Origin of the sequence: Hamadaea tsunoensis DSM 44101, assembly GCF_000428945.1 — a bacterium.
GTDB classification, from domain to species: Bacteria; Actinomycetota; Actinomycetes; order Mycobacteriales; family Micromonosporaceae; genus Hamadaea; species Hamadaea tsunoensis.
This window is the reverse complement of sequence record NZ_AUAX01000007.1, coordinates 148375-171258: the sequence shown is the minus strand read 5'-3', so window position 1 is coordinate 171258 and position 22884 is coordinate 148375. Positions and strand designations below refer to the sequence as shown.

At 71.0% G+C, this 22884-nt stretch carries 20 protein-coding genes; 10 read left to right on the top strand and 10 right to left on the bottom strand.

The genetic code is table 11. The features are described from left to right. Positions 1–84: 84 nt before the first annotated feature. Entirely contained in the window at positions 85–936 is an 852-nt protein-coding gene (locus tag G401_RS0115080; protein WP_027343149.1) for a hypothetical protein, read from the bottom strand. 309 nt (positions 937–1245) lie between these two features. Then, on the bottom strand, positions 1246–3096 hold the full coding sequence (locus G401_RS45890) for a HEAT repeat domain-containing protein (RefSeq protein WP_034591719.1): 1851 nt from the start codon (positions 3094–3096) through the stop codon (positions 1246–1248). 279 nt (positions 3097–3375) lie between these two features. Between G401_RS45890 and G401_RS45885 the strand changes: the two genes are divergently transcribed. The 3 genes from G401_RS45885 to G401_RS0115050 all read left to right on the top strand — a co-directional run bounded on the left by G401_RS45885 (position 3376) and on the right by G401_RS0115050 (position 5834). Further along, positions 3376–4056 (top strand): hypothetical protein, encoded by a 681-nt coding sequence (locus G401_RS45885; protein ID WP_051366688.1) that lies wholly within the window; start codon positions 3376–3378, stop codon positions 4054–4056. 56 nt (positions 4057–4112) lie between these two features. Beyond that, positions 4113–4580: a DUF4279 domain-containing protein gene (locus tag G401_RS0115060; RefSeq protein ID WP_027343146.1), complete on the top strand. Its 468-nt coding sequence runs from the start codon at positions 4113–4115 to the stop codon at positions 4578–4580. 720 nt (positions 4581–5300) lie between these two features. Further along, a complete protein-coding gene (locus tag G401_RS0115050; protein WP_027343145.1) occupies positions 5301–5834 on the top strand; it encodes a hypothetical protein in 534 nt (177 codons plus the stop codon). Positions 5835–5902: 68 nt separating this feature from the next. Here G401_RS0115050 and G401_RS0115045 read toward each other — a convergent pair whose 3' ends face one another. Continuing rightward, positions 5903–6427 (bottom strand): hypothetical protein, encoded by a 525-nt coding sequence (locus G401_RS0115045; RefSeq protein WP_027343144.1) that lies wholly within the window; start codon positions 6425–6427, stop codon positions 5903–5905. Between the two features lie 298 nt (positions 6428–6725). Between G401_RS0115045 and G401_RS45880 the strand changes: the two genes are divergently transcribed. From G401_RS45880 to G401_RS0115025, 4 genes are read left to right on the top strand one after another with little or no spacing between them, the layout of a single operon-like run. After that, positions 6726–6962 (top strand): acyl carrier protein, encoded by a 237-nt coding sequence (locus G401_RS45880; RefSeq protein ID WP_034591718.1) that lies wholly within the window; start codon positions 6726–6728, stop codon positions 6960–6962. Continuing rightward, positions 6962–8185: a beta-ketoacyl-[acyl-carrier-protein] synthase family protein gene (locus G401_RS0115035; protein ID WP_034591717.1), complete on the top strand. Its 1224-nt coding sequence runs from the start codon at positions 6962–6964 to the stop codon at positions 8183–8185. The genes G401_RS45880 and G401_RS0115035 overlap by 1 nt, the downstream gene beginning before the upstream one ends. A 10-nt stretch (positions 8186–8195) precedes the next feature. Continuing rightward, on the top strand, positions 8196–9959 hold the full coding sequence (locus tag G401_RS45875; RefSeq protein WP_051366687.1) for an acyl-CoA dehydrogenase family protein: 1764 nt from the start codon (positions 8196–8198) through the stop codon (positions 9957–9959). 15 nt (positions 9960–9974) lie between these two features. Next, complete coding sequence (locus G401_RS0115025) at positions 9975–10292, top strand: ubiquitin-like domain-containing protein (protein WP_027343142.1); 318 nt, start codon at positions 9975–9977, stop codon at positions 10290–10292. 154 nt (positions 10293–10446) lie between these two features. Here the strand turns inward: G401_RS0115025 and G401_RS55840 are convergent, their stop codons facing one another. From G401_RS55840 to G401_RS0115010, 3 genes are all read right to left on the bottom strand, one after another. Then, positions 10447–10617 carry a hypothetical protein gene (locus G401_RS55840; protein ID WP_157545745.1) on the bottom strand — a complete coding sequence of 57 codons (171 nt, stop codon included), beginning with the start codon at positions 10615–10617 and terminating at the stop codon, positions 10447–10449. Between the two features lie 41 nt (positions 10618–10658). Further along, on the bottom strand, positions 10659–11216 hold the full coding sequence (locus tag G401_RS0115015; RefSeq protein WP_157545744.1) for a hypothetical protein: 558 nt from the start codon (positions 11214–11216) through the stop codon (positions 10659–10661). Positions 11217–11317: 101 nt separating this feature from the next. After that, positions 11318–12541, bottom strand: a complete 1224-nt coding sequence (locus G401_RS0115010) for a helix-turn-helix domain-containing protein (RefSeq protein ID WP_027343140.1) — start codon at positions 12539–12541, stop codon at positions 11318–11320. Positions 12542–12687: 146 nt separating this feature from the next. Here G401_RS0115010 and G401_RS0115005 point away from each other — a divergent pair, with 146 nt between their 5' ends. After that, positions 12688–13107 carry a carboxymuconolactone decarboxylase family protein gene (locus tag G401_RS0115005; protein WP_027343139.1) on the top strand — a complete coding sequence of 140 codons (420 nt, stop codon included), beginning with the start codon at positions 12688–12690 and terminating at the stop codon, positions 13105–13107. A gap of 6 nt (positions 13108–13113) precedes the next feature. Here G401_RS0115005 and G401_RS52755 read toward each other — a convergent pair whose 3' ends face one another. The 3 genes from G401_RS52755 to G401_RS45865 are packed head-to-tail and all read right to left on the bottom strand — an operon-like array spanning position 13114 to position 20161. After that, the gene (locus G401_RS52755; RefSeq protein ID WP_051366686.1) at positions 13114–17754 is read right to left on the bottom strand and encodes an SDR family oxidoreductase; all 4641 of its coding nucleotides are present in this window, start codon (positions 17752–17754) and stop codon (positions 13114–13116) included. Then, entirely contained in the window at positions 17751–19076 is a 1326-nt protein-coding gene (locus G401_RS58320) for an acyltransferase domain-containing protein (RefSeq protein ID WP_169734194.1), read from the bottom strand. Before G401_RS58320 ends, G401_RS52755 begins: the two co-directional genes overlap by 4 nt. 41 nt (positions 19077–19117) lie before the next feature. Beyond that, complete coding sequence (locus G401_RS45865) at positions 19118–20161, bottom strand: beta-ketoacyl-ACP synthase III (protein ID WP_034591716.1); 1044 nt, start codon at positions 20159–20161, stop codon at positions 19118–19120. Positions 20162–20369: 208 nt separating this feature from the next. Between G401_RS45865 and G401_RS56740 the strand changes: the two genes are divergently transcribed. Together G401_RS56740 and G401_RS0114980 are read left to right on the top strand one after the other, a co-directional pair. Continuing rightward, the gene (locus G401_RS56740) at positions 20370–20609 is read left to right on the top strand and encodes an acyl carrier protein (protein WP_034591714.1); all 240 of its coding nucleotides are present in this window, start codon (positions 20370–20372) and stop codon (positions 20607–20609) included. After that, positions 20606–21826 (top strand): beta-ketoacyl-[acyl-carrier-protein] synthase family protein, encoded by a 1221-nt coding sequence (locus tag G401_RS0114980; protein ID WP_027343137.1) that lies wholly within the window; start codon positions 20606–20608, stop codon positions 21824–21826. The genes G401_RS56740 and G401_RS0114980 overlap by 4 nt, the downstream gene beginning before the upstream one ends. Before the next feature lie 10 nt (positions 21827–21836). Here the strand turns inward: G401_RS0114980 and G401_RS0114975 are convergent, their stop codons facing one another. Next, positions 21837–22781 (bottom strand): LnmK family bifunctional acyltransferase/decarboxylase, encoded by a 945-nt coding sequence (locus G401_RS0114975; RefSeq protein ID WP_027343136.1) that lies wholly within the window; start codon positions 22779–22781, stop codon positions 21837–21839. Positions 22782–22884 lie beyond the last annotated feature (103 nt).

Below are 22884 nucleotides of genomic sequence, written 5' to 3'. Positions count from 1 at the left end.
ACGGGCTGGACATGAAGCCGTCGATGCTACCGGTCGGGCCGTGGGGGCAAGCCGGGACCGCTTGCCGATCTTGGCGCGCTCGCCTCAGAATCGCCAGGCCAGCCAGTTGCGAACGACCAACCCCACATGGGAATAGTCGATCGAGGTACCCAGGCCGACCCGCTGGTGCGCCACCGCGAAACCTGCGGCCAAGCCGACGAAACAGCATGCGATCACGAAGTTGCGCACGGTCTGCCCGTGCCAGAACATCGACAGCTCCATGATCAGCCAACTCACGGCGATCAAGACAATCGCGCTGAGGCCGAGCGCGACAAAGTTGCCAGTACCCAGATGGGGAACGGCCAGCTGCGATACGCCTGCTCCCACGAACGCGTACAGGACCAGAAAGCCGGCAGCCGCGACCGCGGTGGTCAACCGCCAATGACTGGCGTACGCCTCACGGTTGCCGGCTCGTTCCTCGCGCTCATCGAACTCGTACTGACGCAGGCGTACCCTCTCGGCGCGCACCGCGGCCCCCCGCCACTGGGCGATCAGCTGACGCGGCAGATCCATCGACTCCAGCAGCAGCGACGTCGACGACCAGTCGATCTTGTTGTCGGGGTCGCCATCGTAGTCCAGCAGCGTACTCAACTCCCGCACACGGCCGCCTGTACGCCGGCCGACCTCCTCCGCCGCCGGGGAGCCGGCCCGGATCCACGTGCGGGTGAGCGCGGCGTAGTAGTCCCTGGCGGTCTTGACAGCCCGCGGATCAGGCCAGCCCGCCTCGGTAGTCTTGGGATCCTCAGCCACAGCTGGGCGGTCGCCAGCCCAGACCGTCAGGCCGGCAAGCAATGGGCCGGCGACGAAGCCGGCGATCGTCAGGGCCGAGCTTCGATCCAGGTGCGCACGTTGCTCCGCGACCCACCAGGCTGCTGCGAAAAGGCCGAAACCGACCATAGCCATGATCGTAAACTTGGTCGGTCGGCGCACCGCAGCCCCTTCGATCGTCTACATGCTACTCCGGCAGCCAACCATTCCTTCTGATCATCATCAATCAGCGGTTTGGTCGAGACGTCACGACCCTGTGTGCGATAGCTGTTCGAGCCTCGCGCCGGACCTCGTTGCGTCGCCACACGTCCCAGCACTGATCCAGCCATCGAATCATCTCTGTGCGCCGCTTCCATGGGAATCGGCCGACCGGGAAATGCGCACCGGGGCACGGGCGGCTGGTCAGCAGACCGAGCAGAACCACTGGCGCTTCGACGCCTACGCGGATGGGCTGCCGGCTGTTCTGAGTGCGGTGGCGGCGGCTGCGCGTACGCGGCGGTCGGGATCGGTGAGGAGGCCCCGGATGGTGGGCGTGCTGGCGGTGTCGCCGAGGCGGGCCAGTGCTTGCACCGCCCGTGCCCGCACGATCGGGTCTGTGTCGTCGAGTCCTTGGCGGAGGGTGCCGGCGGGCTGCCATTGCGGTTTGAAGCCGAGCAGCCAGATGTAGGCGCGCTTCACTCGGATATCCGGGTTGGGCGGATACCTACGTGGTCCGTCGATGCGGGCGAGTGCTCGACCGGCGGCGTGACGGGTCTGCCGGCCGGGCGCGCAGAAGAACAGGTGCCACAGTGTCGGGAGCGCTCGTTCGTCGGCGCAGTGGATCAGGGCCGCGGCTGCGCGGGCGGCATGGGGTCCGTCGCAGAGTCGCAGGAGCTGGGGTACGGCGCGTTCGTCGGGGTGACGGACGAGTATCCGCGCGGCCCGGTCGCGGACCACGGGGTGAAGGTCGTCGCATGCGGCGATCGCGGCGTCGACGACGCGCGGGTCGTCGAGGTGTGCAAGCGCCCGCAGTGCGTGGTCGCGGATGTCATGGCGTGGGTGTCGAGTCTGCTCGAGAAGTGCGGGAACGGCCCGAACGTCACCGATCCTACCCAGCGCATCCATATAGGCCAGCTTGAACGCAGTCGTAGGCAGGCCTGCGCACAGCGGCCCGACTGCCTGTGCGGTACGTAGATGTGCCAACGCCGCCGGCGCAGCGGCCTGCCATCGCGGGTCGGCAAGCTTGTCGATAAGGACCGGGACGATCGTCGCCTCATGGCGGTTCAGCCACTCCGGATACCCGGCCCACGGCGGCGCCATAGGATTCAGATACCGCTCCTCGAGAGCGCGAGCAGCATCAGGTCCGCCAATCCGAGTGAGGCGTCCGGCAGCCGCACGGTGAGCCCATTGCCATGTCGGTTCGGGCTTGGTGACGATGCGACGCAGGGCTTCGATCTCGGTCTGATCGCCGGGTCCGGTCAGCGCTTCGATCGCGGCCACGACCACCCATTGGTCGCCGGAGCCGAGCTTGGCGCACAGCGCGGTCCGGTCGGCGGGCACGCGGGAGGCGGTTCGGGCCTTGATGGCGACCCGCTCCTCCCAGACAGTGGTGGATGACCACCAGCGTCGGCTGAGGTCGAGGAGCTGCTCGGATGGAACATTCGCCGGCGTGCCGACCAGGGTGTAGACGGCCGATCGAATCTCTGCCAGGCAGCAGGCGGGCCCGCGGTCGACGGTCTCGGCGTAGGCCGCGAGCAGCGCGGGCAGCGCCTGCGGTCCACGCGCTGCTTGGAGTCGTCGTACCACCGGCCCCCAGTGTTCACCGGCGCCGGGTCGCCAGCTCACAAGCTCGCCGATCTCGACCGCCGCTGGCGGTGGCGGGGCGGCGGGCCGCGGGAGCGACAGGGTGTCCGCCAGGCTGATGTGCTCGTAGCTCGTGTACCCGAACCGGTCCGGCCCGGACAGATGCCGATGCCAGTCGGTCAGGACCGCATACCGGACCAGCGCAGCGCGACGGTCACGCCGAGGCCATTGGGAGATCCCGTTGCGGGACGGGTCATGGTCACGCTGGAGCAGGTCCACCATCTCGACTACCCGGACCGAAACACCCCGACGCAGAAGGTCCACCGCGCCCACGCCGGTGGCCGGGACGGCATACAGCCAAGCAGCCTGTATCTGGGCCAGGCTGCCGCCGTATTGCTCCACAAGCTCGACGACGCGCGCCAGATGGTCGGTGAACAGCCCCCCGGATACGAACAGCTGCCCGGCATGGGCGCGTTCGGCGAGTCGGCGGATCTTGGCAGTTCCCACCCGGTGATTGAACCCCACGTTCCCGGCGCCAGCCACCCGCGCAGCAGAGCGCCATACGAAAGTGCGGCCATGCGACGCCACAGCGGCAGGATCTGCGACCGAAATCGCCGACGCTCACCGGTCGCCTCGTCGGCGCTTGTCGTTGACCCGCGGCGCCGCCACCTGCACAGTGCCGGCCGCGGTCATCCCCTTTTCAAGGCTGGGCAACGATCACATGACTACTCATCTGCCGCCGCCGCACGATGCCAAATGAGAGACGTCCCAAACGATTCGCCGAGGATGGGCAAGCAGTTCTGGCTCGGACCTGCCCGCTCCGGGGTGACGGTGACGTTCTGGGCCGACACCGATGTGATCCATCTGCTGATCGGCCGGGCTCGGGTGAAGTCGGTGCGGTCGCACCTGTCCGTGGCCGATCTGGAGATCCTGGCTCGTGACGGTGGCCGTCGTGGCGGGCCTTCGCCACTTCCGCCTCCGGTGGCTGGTGACGTGGTGGAGGTGGACCGGACGGTCAACCGGACCGGATCGGTGTCGCTAGGCCAGCACATGGTCCTCGCTGCCGACATCTTGGGCGGGCGCAGGGTGAGCGTCCGCGTGGAGGAGCACACGCTGATGTTCTTCGACCCGCAGACCCGCGAACTGCTGCGCACCCGCCCGAACCCGCTGAACCCGGCGGAGGTCGCCCGGCTGCGTGGCGCCCGCCCGGCTGGCCCGGCTCCGCAGCCGCTGGATGAGCCGGTGCGGGTGCAGCGGCGGGCCAGCACCAATGGCGTGATCATGGTGGTCGGGCAGAAGGTCGCCCTCGGCCGCGTCCACGCCGGCAAGACCCTCACCGTCGCCGTATCCGAGACGCACCTGGCGGTGGAGTGCGACGACGGCGTGCGCACCGTTCGGCGTACCACCAACCAAGCTGTCACCAGGATCAAAGCCCACCGTCCGAGGCGGGTGGCGTCCGATGCATAGATCGCCAGGTCGGAAACCTGGCGAGCCCCGCCAGCCTGTATGGGTAGGGTCCGGCCATGCGCCTGCACCAGTACGTGTACTTCGCGTTGAAGTCCGAGGAAGTCTCGGCCGCCGAGATGACCGCAAGGCTGGGCATCGAGCCCGACGAGGTGGTCACGCGGGGCAGCCGCCAGACCGACCCGGTTGTGCCGGTGTGCCACGTCTGGAGGGTCGTCTGTCGCAAGCCGCACATGACCGTGGACGAGCAGATCGACCACGTCCTGGATCGGCTGCTGCCTGCCGCCGACCGCATCGGTGCGCTGGCCGCCGAGCCTGGCCGAACCGACGAGCACCCGATCTCCAGTGTCCTACAGGTCGTGCGGGTCTTCGAGCCCACGGACGACGGAGATGAGGACTCGACCACCCCCGTCGACCAGGAGTCGCCGGAGCAGCGCAACATATTCGGCTGGCACCTTGACGCCCGAGTACTCGACTTCCTGAGACGCACCCACGCTGAGCTGGACGTCGACGAGTACGGCCACTGACGGCGCCAGCCGGGCGTCACCGCACAACGACCCCGCAAGGTCGCAACCATTTCCAGGTCATCGGTCAAGCAGCTACTGGGACGGATCGGTCAAGCAGGAACTGGGACTAGACACGAGTGGTAGTCGGCACGGCCGAGTCCGCGTACCGTTCCCGTGAGGGTGTTGATCAGCGATGCGTTGACGCCGAACCGTTCGGTCACGCACACTCAGGGTCCGTGCACGTACAGCTTGATTGCCGGTTGCTCGCCATGCAGGCGGCCGTCGCCCGTACCTTGTCCGACCTCCTGGATTCCCGGCAGGTCGGCGACAAACTCGGCCTGCATTGTTCCGGCGCGCGACCGGAACAGCCGGCCCTGTTGGTCTTCCAGCCGCGACCAGGTCGTGGTCGTGATATCGACCAGCCGGTTACTACCTCGCGCAGGAGATGCTGCCGGACGTTCGGAGACGGGAACAACAACGCCCCGGTCAGCCCACTCCCGCCCACCGCCGGGCGGAGCCATCCGTTTACGGCTGGCCGCCCACGACAGTCGCCGCCACCGATCCGCTCCCCCGCGGCGGCCGAGGCGCTTCGACGATCCGTAACACCTCCTCGCTGGTGAGCGCGCGGCGACAACCCTGCGTTGCCGGTCGGCAACAGGTCAGGCGGACGTTGTCCACGCTTGCGATGACCGGTCCGGCCGTAGAGCCGGACGCCTGAACTCTGCCGATGGAGGTCATCGCATGTTCAATCGGACCATCACCCGAACGCTCCTCGCCGCCGCGGCGACGACGCTGGTCGCCGCAGGCGTGGCAGTTGCGCCGACGCCGGTGTCGGCCGCGGTCGGCGATCTCGTGTGCACCGCGTCGGGAACGACGACGTTCAGCCCCGGGCTCACCCTGACCCCTCGTACGCAGGACATCGACTTCGACATCGCCTACAGCGGCTGCACCTCGACCAATGGTGCGACCGTCACCTCGGGTGGGCGCAGCGGCAGCTTCACCGGCGTACGCGGATGCCTGACCATCCCGCCGTCGGCCTCGGGCACCGTGGTGGTGACCTGGAACGACAGCACGACGAGCACGATATCGGGGACCTCGCAGAGTGTCGACACCGGTGGGCAGACCGTCATCACGCTCACCGGAACCGTCCAGTCCGGACGCTTCGCGGGGGACGAGTTCATCGAGGTGCTCACCCAGTCGTCACTCGATCTGCTGACCTGCGCCACGACCGGCGTCACCACGCAGACCGCCGCAGGGGCGCTGACGCTCGCCTAGTGGGAGACGGTGAGCGTCTGCTCGGGTTCCCGGTGCGGCGAACGCCCGGGAACCCGGCGGACGGGACGTCAGGCGATGATCAGTTCCGAGATTCCGTACGTGCTCGTGATTCCGGTCGCCGTCGCGCAATCCAGGAGGTCGAGCGCGACGCTGGTGATGGTCTCGGTCGCATGCGCTCCGGCGAACACCCCGGAGGTGACGGTTCCATCGAGGGTGACGACGGTCTGGCCTTCGGCGATGGTGACCGTCCGGTCGTACGCGAAGGTGCTGGTGGCGCCGAACGACCAGGTGATGACGTCCACGCCGGTGTTCGCCGCGGTCAGGCTCAGGCACGACAGTGTCGATGTGGACGTGAAGCTGGTCGACCCGGAGAAGGCGAACGGGCTGACGGTGGCGACGCACGGCGTGTGGTTGTTCTGGCCTGAGCGGACCAGGGTCCGCGGAGTGTCGGTCAGCCCGGGGTTGTAGGTGGTGGTCTGGTTGCCGCCGCAGGTGACGAGGAATCCTGACGCCTGGGCCGGTGCGGACGCCACGACGACGGCTGCGATCACCAGCGGAAGGAGCCCTGCGAGGGCGAGTACTCGATGGCGCATGGCCGGCTTCTCCTTATCGGCTCGGGCCGACGTCCGGCCTTCGGCGGATACCGGAGTTCGTCGGCCGACTCCGCGAGCCGGATGTTCTCGCGGCCGCGCGAATCTAACGCGGCTGCCGCTGGTGACGTTGCCGCCAAGCATCGGCATATGCGCCGACCGTGCCGTGGACGTTCACCGCTGCCGTCCGGCAACAACCCGCCGCCGACCGGCGGCACGCTCGTGAGGCGGCCGCCGCCCCGGCGCGCGGCCGCGTCAGATCGCGTCGACAGAGGAAGACGACAGTCGAAGGAGCCGACAGATGTACGAGTGGGACGACCGCATCGTGACCGCGCTGGCCAGGTTCGGTGTGGACGCCCGGATCGCCGGTCCGGACACCACGCTGGACGAACTCGACCTCGATTCGCTGGCGAAGGTCGAGTTCGTCGAGATTCTCGCCGAGCTGTACGACCGGCCGATCGGCACCGATGAGGCAGCCGGTTTGTCCACGATGGACGATGTCCTGACGTTGCTGTCGGCGAAGGGCGTACCGAGCTGATGGGCGCCGCCGTCGCGGTCACGGGAATCGGCCTGGTCACCTCGGCCGGTGTCGGGGTGTCGCGCAGCTGGCCGGTTCTCCTGACCGGAGTCTCGACCGCCGCATCGCTCGCCGAACTGGCCGGCCTACCCGTGACCCTCGGCTGCCAGGTGCCGCGGTTCGATCCAGCCGAAGCGGTCGGTCCCCGGCGGGCCTGGCGACTCGATCGCCATGTCCAGTTCGCCGTGACGGCCGCCCGTGAGGCCGTGACGGATGCCGGCCTCGACCCGGACGGATGGGCGGGCGATCGGGTGGCGGTCGTCCTGGGCAACGGCGGTGGCGGAACCACGACCTGGGAACGCGAGCACGCCACGTTCCTGAACGCAGGCGCCGACAAGGTGTCCCCCCTCGCACTCCCCATGTCCCTGCCGAACATGGCGGCCGCGCAACTGGGCATCGACCTACGTGCCCGGGGGCCGAACCTGAGCGTCGCCACCGCCTGCGCCTCGGGCGCGACGGCCATCGCCGTCGGCCGTGACCTGCTGCGCTCCGGAGCCGCCGACGTGGTCCTGACCGGTGGCACCGAGGCCCTCCTCACCCCGTACAACGTGGCGGCGTTCGCCCGCGCGGGTGCGCTGTCGCGGCGCAACGACCGGCCGGCGGCCGCGTCCCGGCCGTTCGACGCCGAACGTGACGGGTTCGTCCTCGGCGAGGGCGCGGGAATTCTCGTCCTGGAGACGGTCGCCCACGCCCGGTCGCGCGGCGCGCACGTGTGGGCGCGGCTCGCCGGGTGCGGCCTGACGTCGGACGCCTTTCACGTCACAGCACCGGATCCTGACGGCGCCGGCGCCACCGCCGCCATTCGTACCGCGCTCGACGATGCCGCCATGTCGGCGCTCGACATCGATCACGTGAACGCCCACGGCACGTCGACGCCGCTCAACGACGCGGCCGAGGCACGCGTGCTGCGCGACATGACGCAGGGCCGGGCGGTTCCGGTCACCTCGTTGAAGGGCGTCCTGGGCCATGCCCTCGGCGCCGCCGGTGCCATCGAGGCCGCGGGGGCGGTCCTGTCGCTGCGCGAGTCGCTGATCCCGCCGACCGCCAACGTGACCCGTGTGGATCCGGCCGTCGACCTCGACATCGTCACCGGGGTGCCGCGCGTCCTGACCGGCGACACCGTCCTGAGCACGTCCTTCGGTTTCGGCGGGCAGAACGCCGCGCTGATCTTCACTCGCCCCTAGGAGGCGTCCCATGACCGTCGCCACCTCTCCCCCGCTCGCGGGCGAGCTGGCGGACCTTGCTCGTGACAGCCTCTTCGCGTACCGCGACGGGCTGTCCGCCGAGCAGTCCTGCCGGCTGTCCTACGCGCGCCTGCGCCGCATCCACGAGCAGCTGGGCTCCGCCGTCGCGACGGTACGCGATCCGCGCCGGCTGACCGCGGCCATGCAGTGGTCCGCGATGCTGGACGAGACCACGTTCGCCCTGCTCAACATCCATTACAGCCTCGCTCTCGGCACGATGCTGGACCATGCCGGCGACAGCCCGGTCCTCGCCTCCTTCGTCGCCGAACTGGACGACATGACGTCGGTTGGATTGTTCATGGCGACCGAGCTCGCGTATGGCAACAACGCCGTCAACCTGCGGACCACCGCCGTGTACGACCCTGAGACACGCGAGTTCGATCTGCATTCGCCCGACGTGAGCGCCTACAAGTACATGCCGAACGCCGGTCTGGCCGACGTTCCGAAGCTCGCCGTCGTCCTCGCCCGGCTGATCTCGCACGGCACGGATCACGGCGTCATGCCCTTCGTGGTACGCATCAGCGACGCGAACGGGCTGCGCCCCGGCATCGAGGCGGTGCCGCTGGGCGACAAACCGGGATTCGCGCTCGACAACGCGCTGACGAGGTTCCGGCACGTACGCGTACCGCTGGCGAACATGCTCGGCGGAGGCCTGGGGCAGCTCGCCGAGGACGGCACGTTCCATCCCGTCCTGCGCAGCCCGCGCGAGCGCTTCACCGCGGCGATGGGGCGGGTGACCACGGGCCGGCTCTGCCTCACCACCGCCATGCTCGCCTGTGCCCGGGCCAGCTGCGCGATCGCCATCCGGTACGCCCGCCAGCGGCAGACCTTCGCTCCCGGCGCCCGGCAGGTGGCCGTGCTGGCCTACCGCAGCCATCAGCGAGCGCTGTTCGGTGCGCTGGCCGCCACGTACGCGATGACGGCGCTGGCCGACCGGGCCCTGGACGCGTACGCGGACTCGCCCGAGGGGCCGACGGCCGCGACCGGGCACCTGATCTCCGTGACGAAGGTGGCGTCCACCTGGGCCGCATCGGAGATCATCCACAACGCCCGGGAACGGTGCGGCGCACAGGGCATGTTCCGCGAGAACCGCATCGCCGGCTACGTCGGTCTGGCCCAGGGCGCGGTGACCGCCGAAGGGGACAATCTGGTGCTGCTGAGCCTGACCGCCGGCGCGTTGGTCGGGGGCACCGGCGCCCCGGCATGGACGCCGCGCCCCGGCGACCTGGCCGACCTCGGCCATCTGCTCAACCTCCTCCGTGGCCGCGAGGAGACGCTGCGCGCGCAGGCCCGGTCCCGGCTGGTCGGCGGCGACGGCGATTCGTTCGCCACCTGGAACCGCGGCCTCACCACGATGCTGTCATTCGGCCAGGCGGCCGGCGTACGCCTGGCGTTCGAGGAGCTGTACCGGCGCTGCCGGGAGACGGACGGCGCGCTCAGCCGGCTGCTGTGCCTCTACGGCCTGCTGGAGATCGACCGCAACGGCGGGTGGTACCTGGCCCACGGCGCCGTGACCGCGGACCAGGTACGCGAGCTGCCCGATCTCATCGACGCCCAGTGTGAGCGGATCAGTCACGACGTCGACGAACTGGTCGACGGTCTCGCCGTGCCGGACCTGGTCCTACGTGTGCCGATCGGTGGGGACGACTACCTGGCGGCGTTCGCCGGCCGCCACACGACCGCACTACCCGAGCCTTCCGCCGATCTACCTTGACCCGAGGAGGAAACCATGTCCGGCACATCCATCACCGTCAACGTACAGTCGGGCACGACGACGGTACCGTGCAGCACCACTTCCGGCGCGACTGTCAGTGATTTGAAGACCGCTATCAAGAACGACGGAAGGTTCGGCGCCGACATCGCCGGCGACTTCGATCTCGTTCACGGTACGCGGGTCATGGACGCGAGCGGTCACCTGAGCGACTACGGCGTCGCCAACGGAGCGACCGTGACGATAGCGGCCGGCAGCCCGCCCGATAACGAGACGATCAACGCCAAGGCGGCTCTCGACGTCGAGATCGAACAGTTCCAGGCGACGGGCGAGTAGACGCCCACGAGTTCGCGCGGGGCGGTCGACGGCTGTTGGCCATCCTCGATGTACTGATCAGGGCTCGCCGTACCGGATACGGCGAGCCCTGATCGATACGACGCCCGGCCGGGCGGTCACTGCACGGAGGCACCCATACGCGCCTGCGCGTACGTCAGCGGCCGAGGACGTTGACGTCGCTGAAGCCGAGCACGAACGGGGCGAGGCAGGGCGCGAACGCGAGGCGATCCGCAGGATCCTTTTGGCTGTCGACGAGAAACGAGAGGAACGGATGTTGCGCCAGATCGCGCCGGTGACGCCCGAGGGATCGTAGGACGACCAACATGGTCAGGCTCCCTTCGTGGTGGGTGAGTCGGTGGTCGGGGCTCAGATGCCGATCTGCGTCACATTGGCCAGGCTCTGGCGCTGCTGGATACCCGGCGCCGTCAGGCACTGCAGCAGCGGGTCGACGGCCAAGTACGTGATCTGCTCCACGAACGGCTGGCCGGCGAACAGGCCGGCGGTCACCGAGCCCGTGTAGGTGACCAGATCGGTCTCGGCGGCGTCGGTGACGGTGCGGTCGGCGGTCACCACGCTCGTTCCGACGATGGATCCATTGCCGCTACGCCAGACGAGCGAGAAGGCAATGGTGTCGGTCCGCGCGAGCGTCCCGCAGGACTGCACAGCCTGGCCTGATATGTCCATCGTTCCGCTGGCGATGGTGGGCTGGGACAGCGAGAGGCAGGTCTGGTAGTCGGTGTGCACGGTGATCGTCTGGAGCGTGGGGGTGACGGTGACGCCGGGACTGTAGGTGACGACCTGGGCGCCCGTGAGGCACGTGATGCCGGTGAGGTTCGCGGCCGACGCGGTGCCGGACGGGGCCGCGCCGAGTGCCGCCGCCAGCAGGGTCGCTGATCCCAGCGTGATCCACATACGTCTGTTCATGGTGTTCCTCCGAACGTCGACGGAAGGACAATGATGTCGGCGCCTGGAGGTCCGGATGTTGCCGCCGGGCAACGCCGTCGCGGGGACGCGCCGGACGGCTCTCAGCCCTCGGCGTGCCGGTAGCGGTGCCAGATGCCGGCCACCCGGCGCCGGCCGGCATCGGTACGCGTCTGGACGGCCAGCTGGGCGAGGATGTTCGCGGCTTCGGCGCTGCGGTGGGCGTACTGGGCGGCGACCTGCTCGCAGCGCACGAGGGTGTCCAGCGACCGTTCGTGCTCGCCGCGGAGCAGGTGGAACAGGGCCAGGTCGACCAGGAACGCGGCCAGGTACTCCGGTTCCGTGCACAACCGGCCGCCCAGGTCGTGCAGGCGGTGCTCAGCCGCGCGCAGGTCGCCTCTGTGGACGGCGAGGCTGAACCGGGCCTGCGGGACGAGTTCGGCCTCGATGACCGGCTCCGTGGGTGTGCCCGGCGCCGCTTGCGCGGCTCGGGTGGCGCCGCCGAGATGCGCCTCGATCTGCCGGTCGGACAGTACGCCAGCACGACCCCCGGCCACCGCCGCGTGAAGGTGTAGGAGGCCCGCCACTGCCGCGGGTAGTTCCGGCCCGCGCAGCTCGTCCTCCGCCAGCTCGACCGCGCGATCGTCGGCTCGTTGGCGAACCGCCACCACGGTGAGCGCGAGTTGTCCCAGAGCCCGGTACGCGCGATCGCCGGTGTACTCGGCGGCTTCCCGGCATCGATGAGCCATGATCCAGGCGGTGCTGACCTCGCCGGCGTAGCCGAGGACCGCGCTGCCGTCGTAGCACAGCCGGACCAGCGGCCCGGCGACCATGGCGCGCTGCGGCCCGTGTATGTACGCGTGCAGGCTGGTCAATGCCCGGGGCGCCAGGCGGGTCACCGCCCGGAAGTCGCACTGGCGCCGACGTTCGCGTACCAGGTCCACCTGGCACAACGCGAACGACAGCGGGTCCACCGGGGCCGTCGGGGGGTGCTGGAGGGTGGTGCCGATCAGTGACCGCAGCAGGGGTGTCGACGGGGTGTGGCCGGAGCCGACCTCGACCGCACCGTGGGGGCCGTCGTCGTCGGCGATCAGGTCCTGTGTGGCGCAGCCGAGTGCCAGCGCCAGCCGGGAAAGTGTGGTGATGCTGGTGATGCCCCGCACCCCGTTCTCGATACGCGACACCGTCGACGGGTTGAGGTCTGCCCGTGCCGCCAGCTGACGTTGGCTCCATCCGCGTACCGTCCGCAGATATCTCAACCGTGAGGCCAGCTGTGCATCCTGTCCGTCGTCACGCGCCGTCACCGACATCGACCCGGCTTGCGCCATTGCCCGCCTCCTGCCCTCAGGGATGAATGCGACGCTGCCACGGCCGCCAAGCGCGGTGCCAGCGGTTGTTCCATCCGGCGGGACACGCGGTCGGAAACGCTGCCACCCGGCAACGGTCGACACCCGATCGGTTCTGAGATTGATCCATGACACACAGTGACAATGTGGAGGGCCTCGCCGAGAGCCGGCAGGCACGTGGTTACGCCTCGGCGACTCGGCTGGCTGGCGCCGAGACCGTCGAACGGTTCCGTGAGCAGTGGGCCGGCGTCTGCCCGGACCTGCCGGACCTGGTCGCCGAGTTCATCTACGGCGACCTGCACGGCCGGCCCGGGCTCGGCGCCCGCGACCGGCAGCTGGCGACGCTCGCGGCCCTGGTCGCCCTCGGCGGCTGCGAGCCGGAACTGCGCCTGCACATCGGAATCGGGCTGCGCGCCGGCCTGACCGCCGTCGAGATCACCGAGACGATCCTGCATCTGAGCGCGTACGCCGGTTTTCCCCGGACCCTCAACGCGATGGCGGTCGCCCGGGAGGTGCTGGCCGGCGCGGCCGGGTACCGGCAGGAATGAGCCGGGTCATGGGTCGACGCGTACCAGGCCGACCTCGGACACGGCGAGCACGGTCGTTCCGTCCGGTGTGACGGCCCGGTAGCGGTCCTCGGCGGGTGTACCGGTCAGGGCGATCCCGGCCGGGCAGCGGGCCGCCCAGTCGCGATCGCCGCCCAGGCCCGTCAGGTCGATCCGGCCGATCCGGCGCGGTGCGTAGGTACCGCGGCCGCCCGGCTGGTCTTCCACGAGGGCCGCCGTACGCACGGTCGCGCAGACGAGCAGTGCCGGAATCGCCCAGCCGGCGAGGTCGTCGACCGAACCGGGGGCCGGCTTCCACACCGAGTAGCCGGTCCCCCCGTCGGCTCGGGCGCTGCCGGTGTTGTGGAAGAACCCGGTCAGCCGGATGCCCGCCCCGTCCTGATAGTAGGGATCTGCGACCGCCGGCCCCCGCGGGACAGGGACGTCCACTCTCGACTCCATGGATTCCGGGCGGGCGGGCGCTGCGACGATGACGACGGTCGAGAAGTGCTCGACCGGCGGCCGGTACGCGCCGAGCGCGGGCGACGTGCTGCTGATACGCACGGCGACGTTCCGGTTCCCGTCGGCTCCGACCGGTCCGGGCCGAGCCGCGATCAGCAGGGTCATCGGGAAGCTGCCGCTGAACGGCCGGATGAACCGGTCGAAGGCGCTGTCCCGGAAGCCCCGCACCGCGGTCGCCGGCAGCAGGGCCAGGGCGGCCTCGGCGGCCATTTCGAGCATGAAGGTTCCCGGCACGGTGGCCCGGCCACCGACGAGGTGGTCGTTCAGGTACGCGTCGCAGACGCCGTCCAGCGGGCACTCCCACACCGTCCAGTCCCCGTCGGCCCGGGGCCGCGTACGCAGAAACGCCGCCGGCGCCGGCTCGATCGCGCCGGGGTACACGGCGCTGAACCGCTGGCGTTCGATGTCACCGAAGTAGTAGGACGGTCCGTGGCCGCGATGGTGCAGTTCGGCGCGGAACTGCTCGACTCCTTCCTCGTTGTCGACGGCCGTGAGCAGGCGGCGGCGGGCGAGATGTTCCCCGGCGACCGTGCCGGGGCCGGCCAGGCCGGCGCCGCGCCACAGGGGGAAGCCGATCGTCGTCTCGTCCGGGCGGCTCCGGCTGACGCGGGCCAGGACGTCGTTGCCGGCCGCGTAGTCGGGTTCGCCGGCTTCACCGAACGCGCTGACCAGCGATCCGATGTTGCACCAGCGCACCGGTGGCGGATGGTTGAACGACGCCCGCAGGTGGCGATAGCCGAGACTCTTGACGTCGCGGATACGGCAGAACTCCGCCAGGTCCTTCGCCGCCAGTGCACGGGGCCGGTCGAAGCCGGCGGCGTGCACGAGAAGATCGATCCGGTCGTGCTCGGCGTATACCTGCGCGGCGGCCCGCTCCACCGCGCCCGGGTCCGTGACGTCGCACATGACGTAGCGGACGTTCGCCGTGCCGAAGACGGCCCGGAGCCGATCGAGCCGGGTCGCGGACCGGGCGCGGGCCAGTGCCCGGTCGGCCGCCTCGATCGCCTGCGGCAGCGAACGGCCCTCGTCGACGTACCGCTGGATGAGCGCGCTACGGGCGGCGGCGGGGTCGCCCAGGGGCGTACCGCTCCGCTCGCCGGCCAGGTCGCTGGAGCCGAGCAGCCAGATGGCCGGCTCGGTCTCGTGGCGCAGCCCACCCACGAGCAGTTCCGTCGCCACGCCCCCGGCTCCTCCGCTGACGACGATCACCGGGCGGGGCGGCAGCAGAGGTACGCGTCCCGGCGACGGCAACGGTGCCCGCACGAACACTTCGACCCGGCGGGCGGCACCTGTGCGGTACACGACGCTCCCGCCTCCGCCGGCCAGCTCGGCTTCCAGCTGTCGCAGCGCCGACGCCTCAGATTCTGCGTCGGTGACGAGGACTGCTGTGCGCGTACCGGGGCGCTCGACGGCGATCGCCTTGAGCAGGCCGGCGAAGAGCCCGGTGACGCCGCCGTCCTCCGGTGTCCGGATCGCGACGCCGATACTGGCCGCGCTCGCCCCGTCCGGCACGGCTGCGCCTTGCCCCTGCGGCACGGTCGTGGCGGGACCGGTCAGTACGGCCCCGGCGATGAGGAAGGCCAGTTCCTGCAGGCGAGGCGCGGTCGGCGGGCCACCGGCTGCGATGATCCGAACGTGGGGCGTCCGGTCCGCGACCGTTCGCCGTACCGTGGCGGGGAGATCCGTGTCGGGCAGTACGCGTACAGGCGCTTCTGCGGTCGGGCGGCTGGACAGGACGAGCGTCTGCGCCGCCGCGGCGGCATCGGCCACCGCGTCTTCCACCAGCGACGCGTCGGTCAGCAGGACTCCGCCGTGCGCAAGTGCCAGATCGGGCGGGGAAGCCGGCGCCGGCCGGGCCCGCAGGACCGTCACGTGTCGTTCGGTCAGCACGGGGGTCGGTGGCTGGTCCGCTTCGGGCGGCGTTTCCGTCCTTGCCGCAACGACCTTCAGGGCGGGCGTCGCGGGTCCCGCGCCCGCGATCGTCGCGGGGCGGCCCGACTCGACCGCCGCGATCACGTCGAGGGCCTGATCGAGCAGCTGGTCGCGGCCCGCCGACCCGATGGCGGCCGTGGGGCGCAGCTCGGCCAGTTCAGGCCATCCTTCCCGCCGGGCCACCGACCGGCGGGCCAGCGCGAGCAGTGCGGCACCTTCGCGTACGCGGCCGGGGGCCAGGCCGGCGAGCGCGGCCGCCTCCGCACTGCCGGTCGCGCTGACCGCCAGCACCAGCGCGAGATCGAGTTCGCCGGCCGCCAACGCGGTGCCGGCGATGTCCGCCGCCCACAACGTGCTGTCCGCCCCCGCGTCCACCACCATCACGGTGCCGTGCAGGTCGTACCGCTGAGCCACCCTCGACGCCAGCACGTTCGGCAGTACGCCGGGCTGGGTGTCCTCGGTGACCGCGGGCAGCCGCCGGTCGGTGACAGCCAGCCGGCTCGCCAGGGCCGCCGCGGCGGGACCATCGAGGGCCGAACGCAGCCGGTGGGCGTAGCACCGCAGCGCACATTCGACCATCAACTGCGGTACGCCGCTGTGCGCCGCGAACACGCCCGTCGTCTCGGTGACGGTGTTCCACAGTTCCCCGTTCTCCTCGGCGAACCGGTACGCGACGTCGAGGGCCAGCAGCTGACTCGCGTCGATCCGCCGAGCCGTCCGGCCCGGCAGCCGGGTCACGAGCGGGGCCGGGACCGGATAGGGGTCGCCGAACGAGGCAGGCGGCTGCTCGGCCGGACCGGACAGCCACTCGCGTACCGCGTCGCGATCGGCGAGCCCGGGAAGGTGAGCGCTCCATCCCACCAGGACCAGGGTGTCGTCCGCCGGAACATCAAGTCCGGTACGCCGGATCGGGCCGGGCCGGTCGCTGATGAGGACGTGGGCGTTGGTGCCGCCGAAGCCGAACGCGGAGACGCCGACCGTCCGGGGCCGGTCGGGCCGCTCCGGGAACGCCAGGTGGTGGTCGGGCACGGTGACGGCGTCAGGTACGTCGGCGGGCAGGCCGGCGAAGGCGTACTGTGCCGGGATCACTCCGTGGCGAAGGCCGAGTATCGCGTGCGTCACCGACGTCGCCCCGGCCGCCCAGCCGGTGTGGCCCACCAGGGCCTTGGTCGCGCTGACCACCCCGCCGGCCGTCGTCGCCGCCAGGGTCGCGAGCTCCGACCGGTCGCCGGCCGCGGTCGCGGTCGCATGGGCGATCGTCCAGTCCACATCGGATGGTCCGATGCCCGGCGCCTGCCGCGCCCTCAGGATCGCCCGGCGCTGTCCGTCCGGGTTCGGGGCGGCCACCGACTTTCCGCGACCGTCGGCGGCCGACCCGCAGCCGGTGATCACCCCGAACACGGTGTCCCCGTCGACTCGGGCCCGCGTGAGCGTCTTGAGTACCAGGACGGTCGCGGCGTCGCTGAACAGCGTGCCGTCGGCGTCGGCGTCGAGCGCGCGTACGCGGCCGCTCGGCGACAGGCCGCGCAGCTTGGCGAACATGACGGCGATGGACGGGTCCAGGGACTCGGTTCCGCCGCAGAGCACCACCTCGGCCCGCCCGGCCCGCAGGTGCTTGACCCCGAGGTCGACGGTGTTCAGCGACGAGGCGCAGGCGGTGTCGATGAGGACCAGGGCGTCGTCGTCGCCGATCAGTCCCGTCAGGGCCCGGCGCAACCGGCGTGCGGGTAGCGCGTCGGCGGGCAGCGGGTCGGCGTACGGGAGATGCCGGTGCAGGGCCGAGCGGACATCCTCGGGCCGGGTACCCGGGACGGCGGTCTGCGCGACGGCCTCCGCGACCGCCGTTTGCAGCGTCGCCTGGCTGCCACCCGGCCACGCGCCGAGGAAGGCCGCCCGCCGGTGCCCGGGCGTCAGGTGGACTCCCGCCAGCGCTTCGCGGGCAGCCCGTCGCAGCCAGCCGACTTCCAGGTCGTCGCCGTCGTCGTGGATGTAGCCGGCGACGCGGGAGTAGGTGCGGTCGGGCGCGTCGAGGTCCGCGGACCAGAAGTCGGCGAGCGGGAACCTGTCCCCCGGTTCGGTGAACACCGGGCGCGGGTGGTTCAGCAGCCGCCAAAACGCGTCCACATCGGATGCTCCGGGCAGCACGGTGCCCAGGCCGACGACGGCCACGTGGTCGTGATCCGCACCGCCGGTCACCGGGTTCCCTCCCGCAGCAGCGCGGCCAGGGAACGGACACTCGTGTACGCGGTCGGCCGCAGGCTCGACGGGGGCGCGTCCCCGCGTACCCGCTGCCAGATCTGCTGGAAGGGCTCCGTCTGCTTCAGCGAGTCGACGCCGAGGTCGGCCTCGAGATCGAGGTCTTCGGTGAGCAGCTCCGCCGGGAAGCCGAGCTTCTCGGCGTAGTGCGCACGGATCAGCGCGGGCAGGTCCTGGTCCGCATCTGGCGTGGTTGCGTTCGGCACGGGCCCGTCGTTGACCGCGGCGACCTCCGGCCGTGGCGCAGGCACAGGCGCCGGTGCGGATGCCGGTGCGAGTGCCGGTTCGGGCGCCCGTGCTGGTGATGGAGGCATCGGTGCGGGCGCCTGCAGGCGAGGCAGGTGCAGCAGGTCCGCGACCGCATCCATCGTGGACGGTTCCCGCCAGGGAGCGACCGCCGTCACCGGACCTGGGAGCGCCCGCAGTATGATCTTGGCGAGCGTGTCGCGGGCCCCGCACTCGACGAAATCGGTGAATCCGGCTCGCTGCAACAGGAGTATCGCCGGATAGAACCCCACCGGGTCGATCAGGTGCCGCCCCATGATCTCGCGGACGTCCGCCGCCTGCGCCACCCAGCGACCGAGCAGCGGCGAGTACACGGGCCGATCGGGCCGGCGGACCGCCACATCTTCGGTGATCTCCGACAGCCAGTGCTGAGCGGCCGTGAACACCGGGCTGTGGAACGGGTACGCGATCGGCAGCGTCGCCGTCGAGATGCCGGCCTCGGCAGCCAGGCGCTCCGCCAGCGCCAGCGGCTCAGCGGGTCCCGCGATGACGACCTGATCGGGACCGTTGTCGACCGCCACAGCCAGCCGCCCGTCGTCGACGAGTCCGACGAGGTACGCGGCCCGGCGTGCATCGGTCCGCACGGCCACCATCGCGCCGCTGACTCCGCTCGACTGGAGGATGGCGGCCCGCGCGCCGATCAGCCGGATCGCGTCCCGCAGCGACACCGCGTGCGCGGCGGCGAGCGCACCCCACTCGCCGAAGCTGTGCCCGACGAACGCGTCGGCGTGCAGGCCGAGCTCGTCCAGGATCGCCGCGCAGGCCAGTTCGGAGGCGAAGATCGCCAGGTCCGGCGGATCACCGGCAGCCTCCGGGGGACCCACGATGTATTCGTGGACCGGGGGTATGCCGCACTCCCCGGCCACTGCGTCCACTTCGGACAACAGGTCGGCCAGTCGGGGCAGCCGATCGCCGTCCGGCAGGAGACCGGCCAGGTACGCTCCCTGACCGGGGAACATCAACGCGCGCTTGGGCATCAGCTTCTCCATCCTGTCCGGCGATCGTCGTCAAGGCCCGCTCAGGGCAGCCGCTCGTCCTGCGGATCGGGCGGCGGCGCGGGTTCGCTGTGCACCGGCATGGCAGCCGGCCAGGTCAGCCCGACCGAGCCCCAGGTCACCCCGCCACCGAAGGCGGTGAGCACCGTCCGGCCACCCGGGCGTACGCCCGGCGCCTCGGCCATCGCCAGCGGGATGGAGGCGGCCGCGGTGTTGCCGACCTCCCGCAGGTTGCCGATCCGGCTCTGCGGCGCGATGCCGACCCGGTCGGCGACCGCGTTGAGGATCCGCTGGTTCGCCTGGTGCCCGACGAACGCCTCGACGCTGTCCGCCCGCCAACCCGCCCTCGCCAGCACCGCCTGGGTGGACGCGGTCATCTGGCGTACCGCGTACCGGAACACGTCTGTGCCCTTCATGTGCAGATAGCGATGCTGTCGGGCGGTTCCGCCCAGACGGGCCGGGTACCGCGAGCCGCCTTCGACGAGGGTGATCAGATCGTGCCCGCCGCCGTCGCTGCCCAGATCGGCGTCCAGGATCGCGCCCGCGGCGTCCATCGGACCCCGCTCCAGGACGACCGCGCCCGCGCCGTCCCCGAAGATCACCGCCGTGTTGCGGTCGAGGGGATCGACGATGCTGGAGTACGTGTCGGCCCCGATCAGCAACACCCTCGCGTACGCCTCGGCGCGGATGAGAGCCCGGGCGACCACCAGCCCGTAGACGAATCCGGAGCACACCGCGGCCAGGTCGAACGCGGGGACGCCGGCCAGACCGAGTCGGGTGGCGACACGCGGCGCACTCGCCGGGCACAGCCGGTCGGGGGTCGTGGTCGCCAGCAGCACGAGATCGACCTCGGACACTGCGGCCGAGGCGAGGGCGGCACGCGCCGCCGCGACACCGAGATCCGAGGTGGCGGTGCCGGGTGTGACCCGCCTGCGCCGCTCGATCCCGGTCCGCGCGACGATCCACTCGTCCGATGTGTCCAGTCCCGATCGGGCCAGGTCCTCATTGCCGACCACGAGCGGCGGCAGGCATGCCCCCAGCCCGGTGATCACCGCGGTCTGTTCCATCACATTCCTCCGTCCACAGCGCCGCCCACGCACGCTATGGCCGCGGCCGCCCCCGCCGATGCCGCTCGGCAACGCCACCGTCGACGGACGCGGGCGATCCGCCGTTGCCGGTGGGCAACGGGCGGGCGCGGCTCACCGGCCACGATGGAGCTTCACGCGTTTGCCCCGGTCCGCGCGACGCGCCGGGCCTTCGAAACAGGAGCAGCTCATGGCGGAGGACCTCTACCAGCGGATCGCCGACACACTGGTCGGCAAGTTCGACGTCGACCGCCGTGACCTCGGTCCGGACCGCTCGTACGCGGACATGGGCCTGGACTCGGTGTCGATTGTGGAGCTGTTCGTGATGATCGAGGAGTGGTGGGGCCTGGCGCTGCCGGAGGGCACCCCGTTGCCCGAGCTGACGCCGGCGCGGACGGTGGCGCTCGTCGCGGAGAAGATCCGGGCATGACCCCGGACGCCGCGATCACCGGCATCGGCCTGGTGACACCGGCGGGCGGTACGCGGGAGTCCACCTGGGACACCGTCTGCGCGGGGAGACCGACCGCCGCGCCGGCCGCGGGGCTCGCGGGCCTGCCCGTCGACTTCGCCTGTGAGGTGCCGGCGTTCGATCCGGTCGAGGCGACCGGGAACCGGCGAGCCTGGCGCCTGGACCGGTACGCCCAGTTCGCCGTCGCGGCCGCACGGGAAGCGGTCGCCGATGCGGGCCTGGGACCCGCCGGCTGGGAGGCCGGGCGCGTCGGCGTGGTCGTCGGCACCGCCGCGGGGGGCGTAGCCACGTTCGCCGAACAGCAGCAGCGGCTGCAGCGCAACGTGCGGCTCGTGTCGCCGCTCACCCTGCCGATGTTCCTGCCCAACATGGCCGCGGCCCAGGTGGCGGCCGCGCTCGGCGCGCGGGGGCCGTGCCTGCAGACCGGTGCGGCCTGCGCCTCGGGCGCGGTGGCCGTGGCCTCGGCGGTGGACCTCCTCCGCACCGGCGCCTGTGACGTCGTCATCGCGGGTGCGGCCGACGCGATGGTCACCCCGCTGTGCGCCGCCGCCTTCGCCAGCCTCGGCGCACTGTCCCGTCGGCGCGACGCGCCGGCCACCGCGTCGCGCCCCTTCGACGCCGACCGCGACGGGTTCGTGCTCGGCGAGGGAGCGGGCATCCTCGTCCTCGAACGCCCGGCGACCGCCCAGGCCCGCGGCGCCACCGTCTACGCACACCTCGCGGGCTACGCGGCGACGTGCGACGCGTACGACATCGTGGCCCCGGATCCCGAAGGTCGCGGGCTCACGGCGGCCCTGCGGGAGGCGCTCGACACGCTTGACCGGACCGGCATCCCGCCGTCCGGCGTCTCGTACGTCAACGCCCACGGCACGAGCACCCCGTTGAACGACCGGGTCGAGGCCGCGGTCCTCGCCCGGCACCTGCCCGCCGACACGCTGGTCAGCTCCACGAAGGGCGTCACCGGGCACCTGATGGGCGCCGCGGGGGCGGTGGAACTCGCCTTGACTGCCCTGACCATCGCCCGCGGCACCGTGCCGCCCACCGCGAACCTCACCCACCTCGACCCCGCGGTTCACCTGGCCGTGCCGACCGTGGCGCAGGACCGCCCGGTCGCCGCCGCGCTCAGCGTCTCCATGGGCTTCGGGGGCCACAACACCGTCTGGGCGCTCACCCGCTGACGGTCCCGGTTCAGCTCGCGTACGCGGGCACGGGAGTACGCAGCAGACGCTGGGTGGTGATGGCGATGAGGCGGCCGCTGCCCCGCTCACGTAGCGTCACGTCGACGATCTCCTCCGCGGCCCGGTCGCGATGGCGCCACAATGCGATCTCGGCCTCCAGGGTCGAACCCGGATCGGCATTGCCAAGGTAGCAGATCTGGTAATCGAGGATCTGGCCGGCGAGATAGTCACGCTCGTCGCGACCGAGCAGCTGCCAGAGTTTCCACACCGCTCCGTCGACGATGGCGAAGAACGATGCGAAGTAGACCAGCCCCACGCCGTTGAGGTCGCGGGTCACGTCCACCGGATGCACTGCCCGTACGCCGTCGCGTACCAGGACGTAGTCAGGTGACCCGACGTCGCGGAACGTGCCCAGCCTACGGGCGTCGCGGCAGATCCAGCGGGGCGAGTGACGATTCTGGATCTTGGGCAGACGCTCAGGGGAGAAGCCGACCGGGCTGCTCCGGCGCAGATCCGCGTTGCTGTGCGTACGCCGCCGCCCGACCCACTGGTTGAAGGTCTCGACATAGAGGCAGTCCTCGCGGGGCCGGACGTAGAACTCGTCGAGATCCAGCTCGTCGACATCCGGCACCGCGCCGCCGGCCCGGGCGAGGCGATGCAGGGTGAGAACCGACCGGGCGCCGACGTCGTAACAGCCCGACACCAGCGTGAGTTCGTCGCCGAAGGTGAGGCAGCGCGGGTTGATCGTCACACCACCCCGCAGCCGGACATAGTAGAAGGCGAGGTAGCTGGGCGCGCCGCTGCTGTCGTGCGCGGTGTAGGGGTCCACGCCGCAGCGGTCCGCGACCGCCTGCCACGTCCAGTCGCCGGCCGTCGCGGCGAACAGCATGGTGGGACCGCACATCGCGGGCGACACCACCACCCGGCGGGCGGCCCTGGGATCGAGTTCCATCATGCACTCCCGACGGACGACTTCCGCTTGGTACAGGGCCTCGCACGGGTGCTCGGCCGTGGCTTCGTGCCCTGTCCGCCGATCGTCGGTGACGACGGACCGGCCG

What these genes read in the sequence shown, in the direction of transcription:
- G401_RS45880 (WP_034591718.1), top strand. Translation starts at nt 6,726, where the DNA reads ATGTACGAGTGGGACGACCGCATCGTGACCGCGCTGGCCAGGTTCGGT.
- G401_RS45875 (WP_051366687.1), top strand. Translation starts at nt 8,196, where the DNA reads ATGACCGTCGCCACCTCTCCCCCGCTCGCGGGCGAGCTGGCGGACCTT.
- G401_RS0115050 (WP_027343145.1), top strand. Translation starts at nt 5,301, where the DNA reads ATGTTCAATCGGACCATCACCCGAACGCTCCTCGCCGCCGCGGCGACG.
- G401_RS0115005 (WP_027343139.1), top strand. Translation starts at nt 12,688, where the DNA reads ATGACACACAGTGACAATGTGGAGGGCCTCGCCGAGAGCCGGCAGGCA.
- G401_RS55840 (WP_157545745.1), bottom strand. Translation starts at nt 10,617, where the DNA reads ATGTTGGTCGTCCTACGATCCCTCGGGCGTCACCGGCGCGATCTGGCG.
- G401_RS0115025 (WP_027343142.1), top strand. Translation starts at nt 9,975, where the DNA reads ATGTCCGGCACATCCATCACCGTCAACGTACAGTCGGGCACGACGACG.
- G401_RS0115080 (WP_027343149.1), bottom strand. Translation starts at nt 936, where the DNA reads ATGGTCGGTTTCGGCCTTTTCGCAGCAGCCTGGTGGGTCGCGGAGCAA.
- G401_RS58320 (WP_169734194.1), bottom strand. Translation starts at nt 19,076, where the DNA reads ATGCCCAAGCGCGCGTTGATGTTCCCCGGTCAGGGAGCGTACCTGGCC.
- G401_RS0114975 (WP_027343136.1), bottom strand. Translation starts at nt 22,781, where the DNA reads ATGATGGAACTCGATCCCAGGGCCGCCCGCCGGGTGGTGGTGTCGCCC.
- G401_RS56740 (WP_034591714.1), top strand. Translation starts at nt 20,370, where the DNA reads ATGGCGGAGGACCTCTACCAGCGGATCGCCGACACACTGGTCGGCAAG.
- G401_RS0114980 (WP_027343137.1), top strand. Translation starts at nt 20,606, where the DNA reads ATGACCCCGGACGCCGCGATCACCGGCATCGGCCTGGTGACACCGGCG.
- G401_RS0115060 (WP_027343146.1), top strand. Translation starts at nt 4,113, where the DNA reads ATGCGCCTGCACCAGTACGTGTACTTCGCGTTGAAGTCCGAGGAAGTC.
- G401_RS0115035 (WP_034591717.1), top strand. Translation starts at nt 6,962, where the DNA reads ATGGGCGCCGCCGTCGCGGTCACGGGAATCGGCCTGGTCACCTCGGCC.
- G401_RS0115015 (WP_157545744.1), bottom strand. Translation starts at nt 11,216, where the DNA reads ATGAACAGACGTATGTGGATCACGCTGGGATCAGCGACCCTGCTGGCG.
- G401_RS45885 (WP_051366688.1), top strand. Translation starts at nt 3,376, where the DNA reads ATGGGCAAGCAGTTCTGGCTCGGACCTGCCCGCTCCGGGGTGACGGTG.
- G401_RS0115010 (WP_027343140.1), bottom strand. Translation starts at nt 12,541, where the DNA reads ATGGCGCAAGCCGGGTCGATGTCGGTGACGGCGCGTGACGACGGACAG.
- G401_RS0115045 (WP_027343144.1), bottom strand. Translation starts at nt 6,427, where the DNA reads ATGCGCCATCGAGTACTCGCCCTCGCAGGGCTCCTTCCGCTGGTGATC.
- G401_RS45865 (WP_034591716.1), bottom strand. Translation starts at nt 20,161, where the DNA reads ATGGAACAGACCGCGGTGATCACCGGGCTGGGGGCATGCCTGCCGCCG.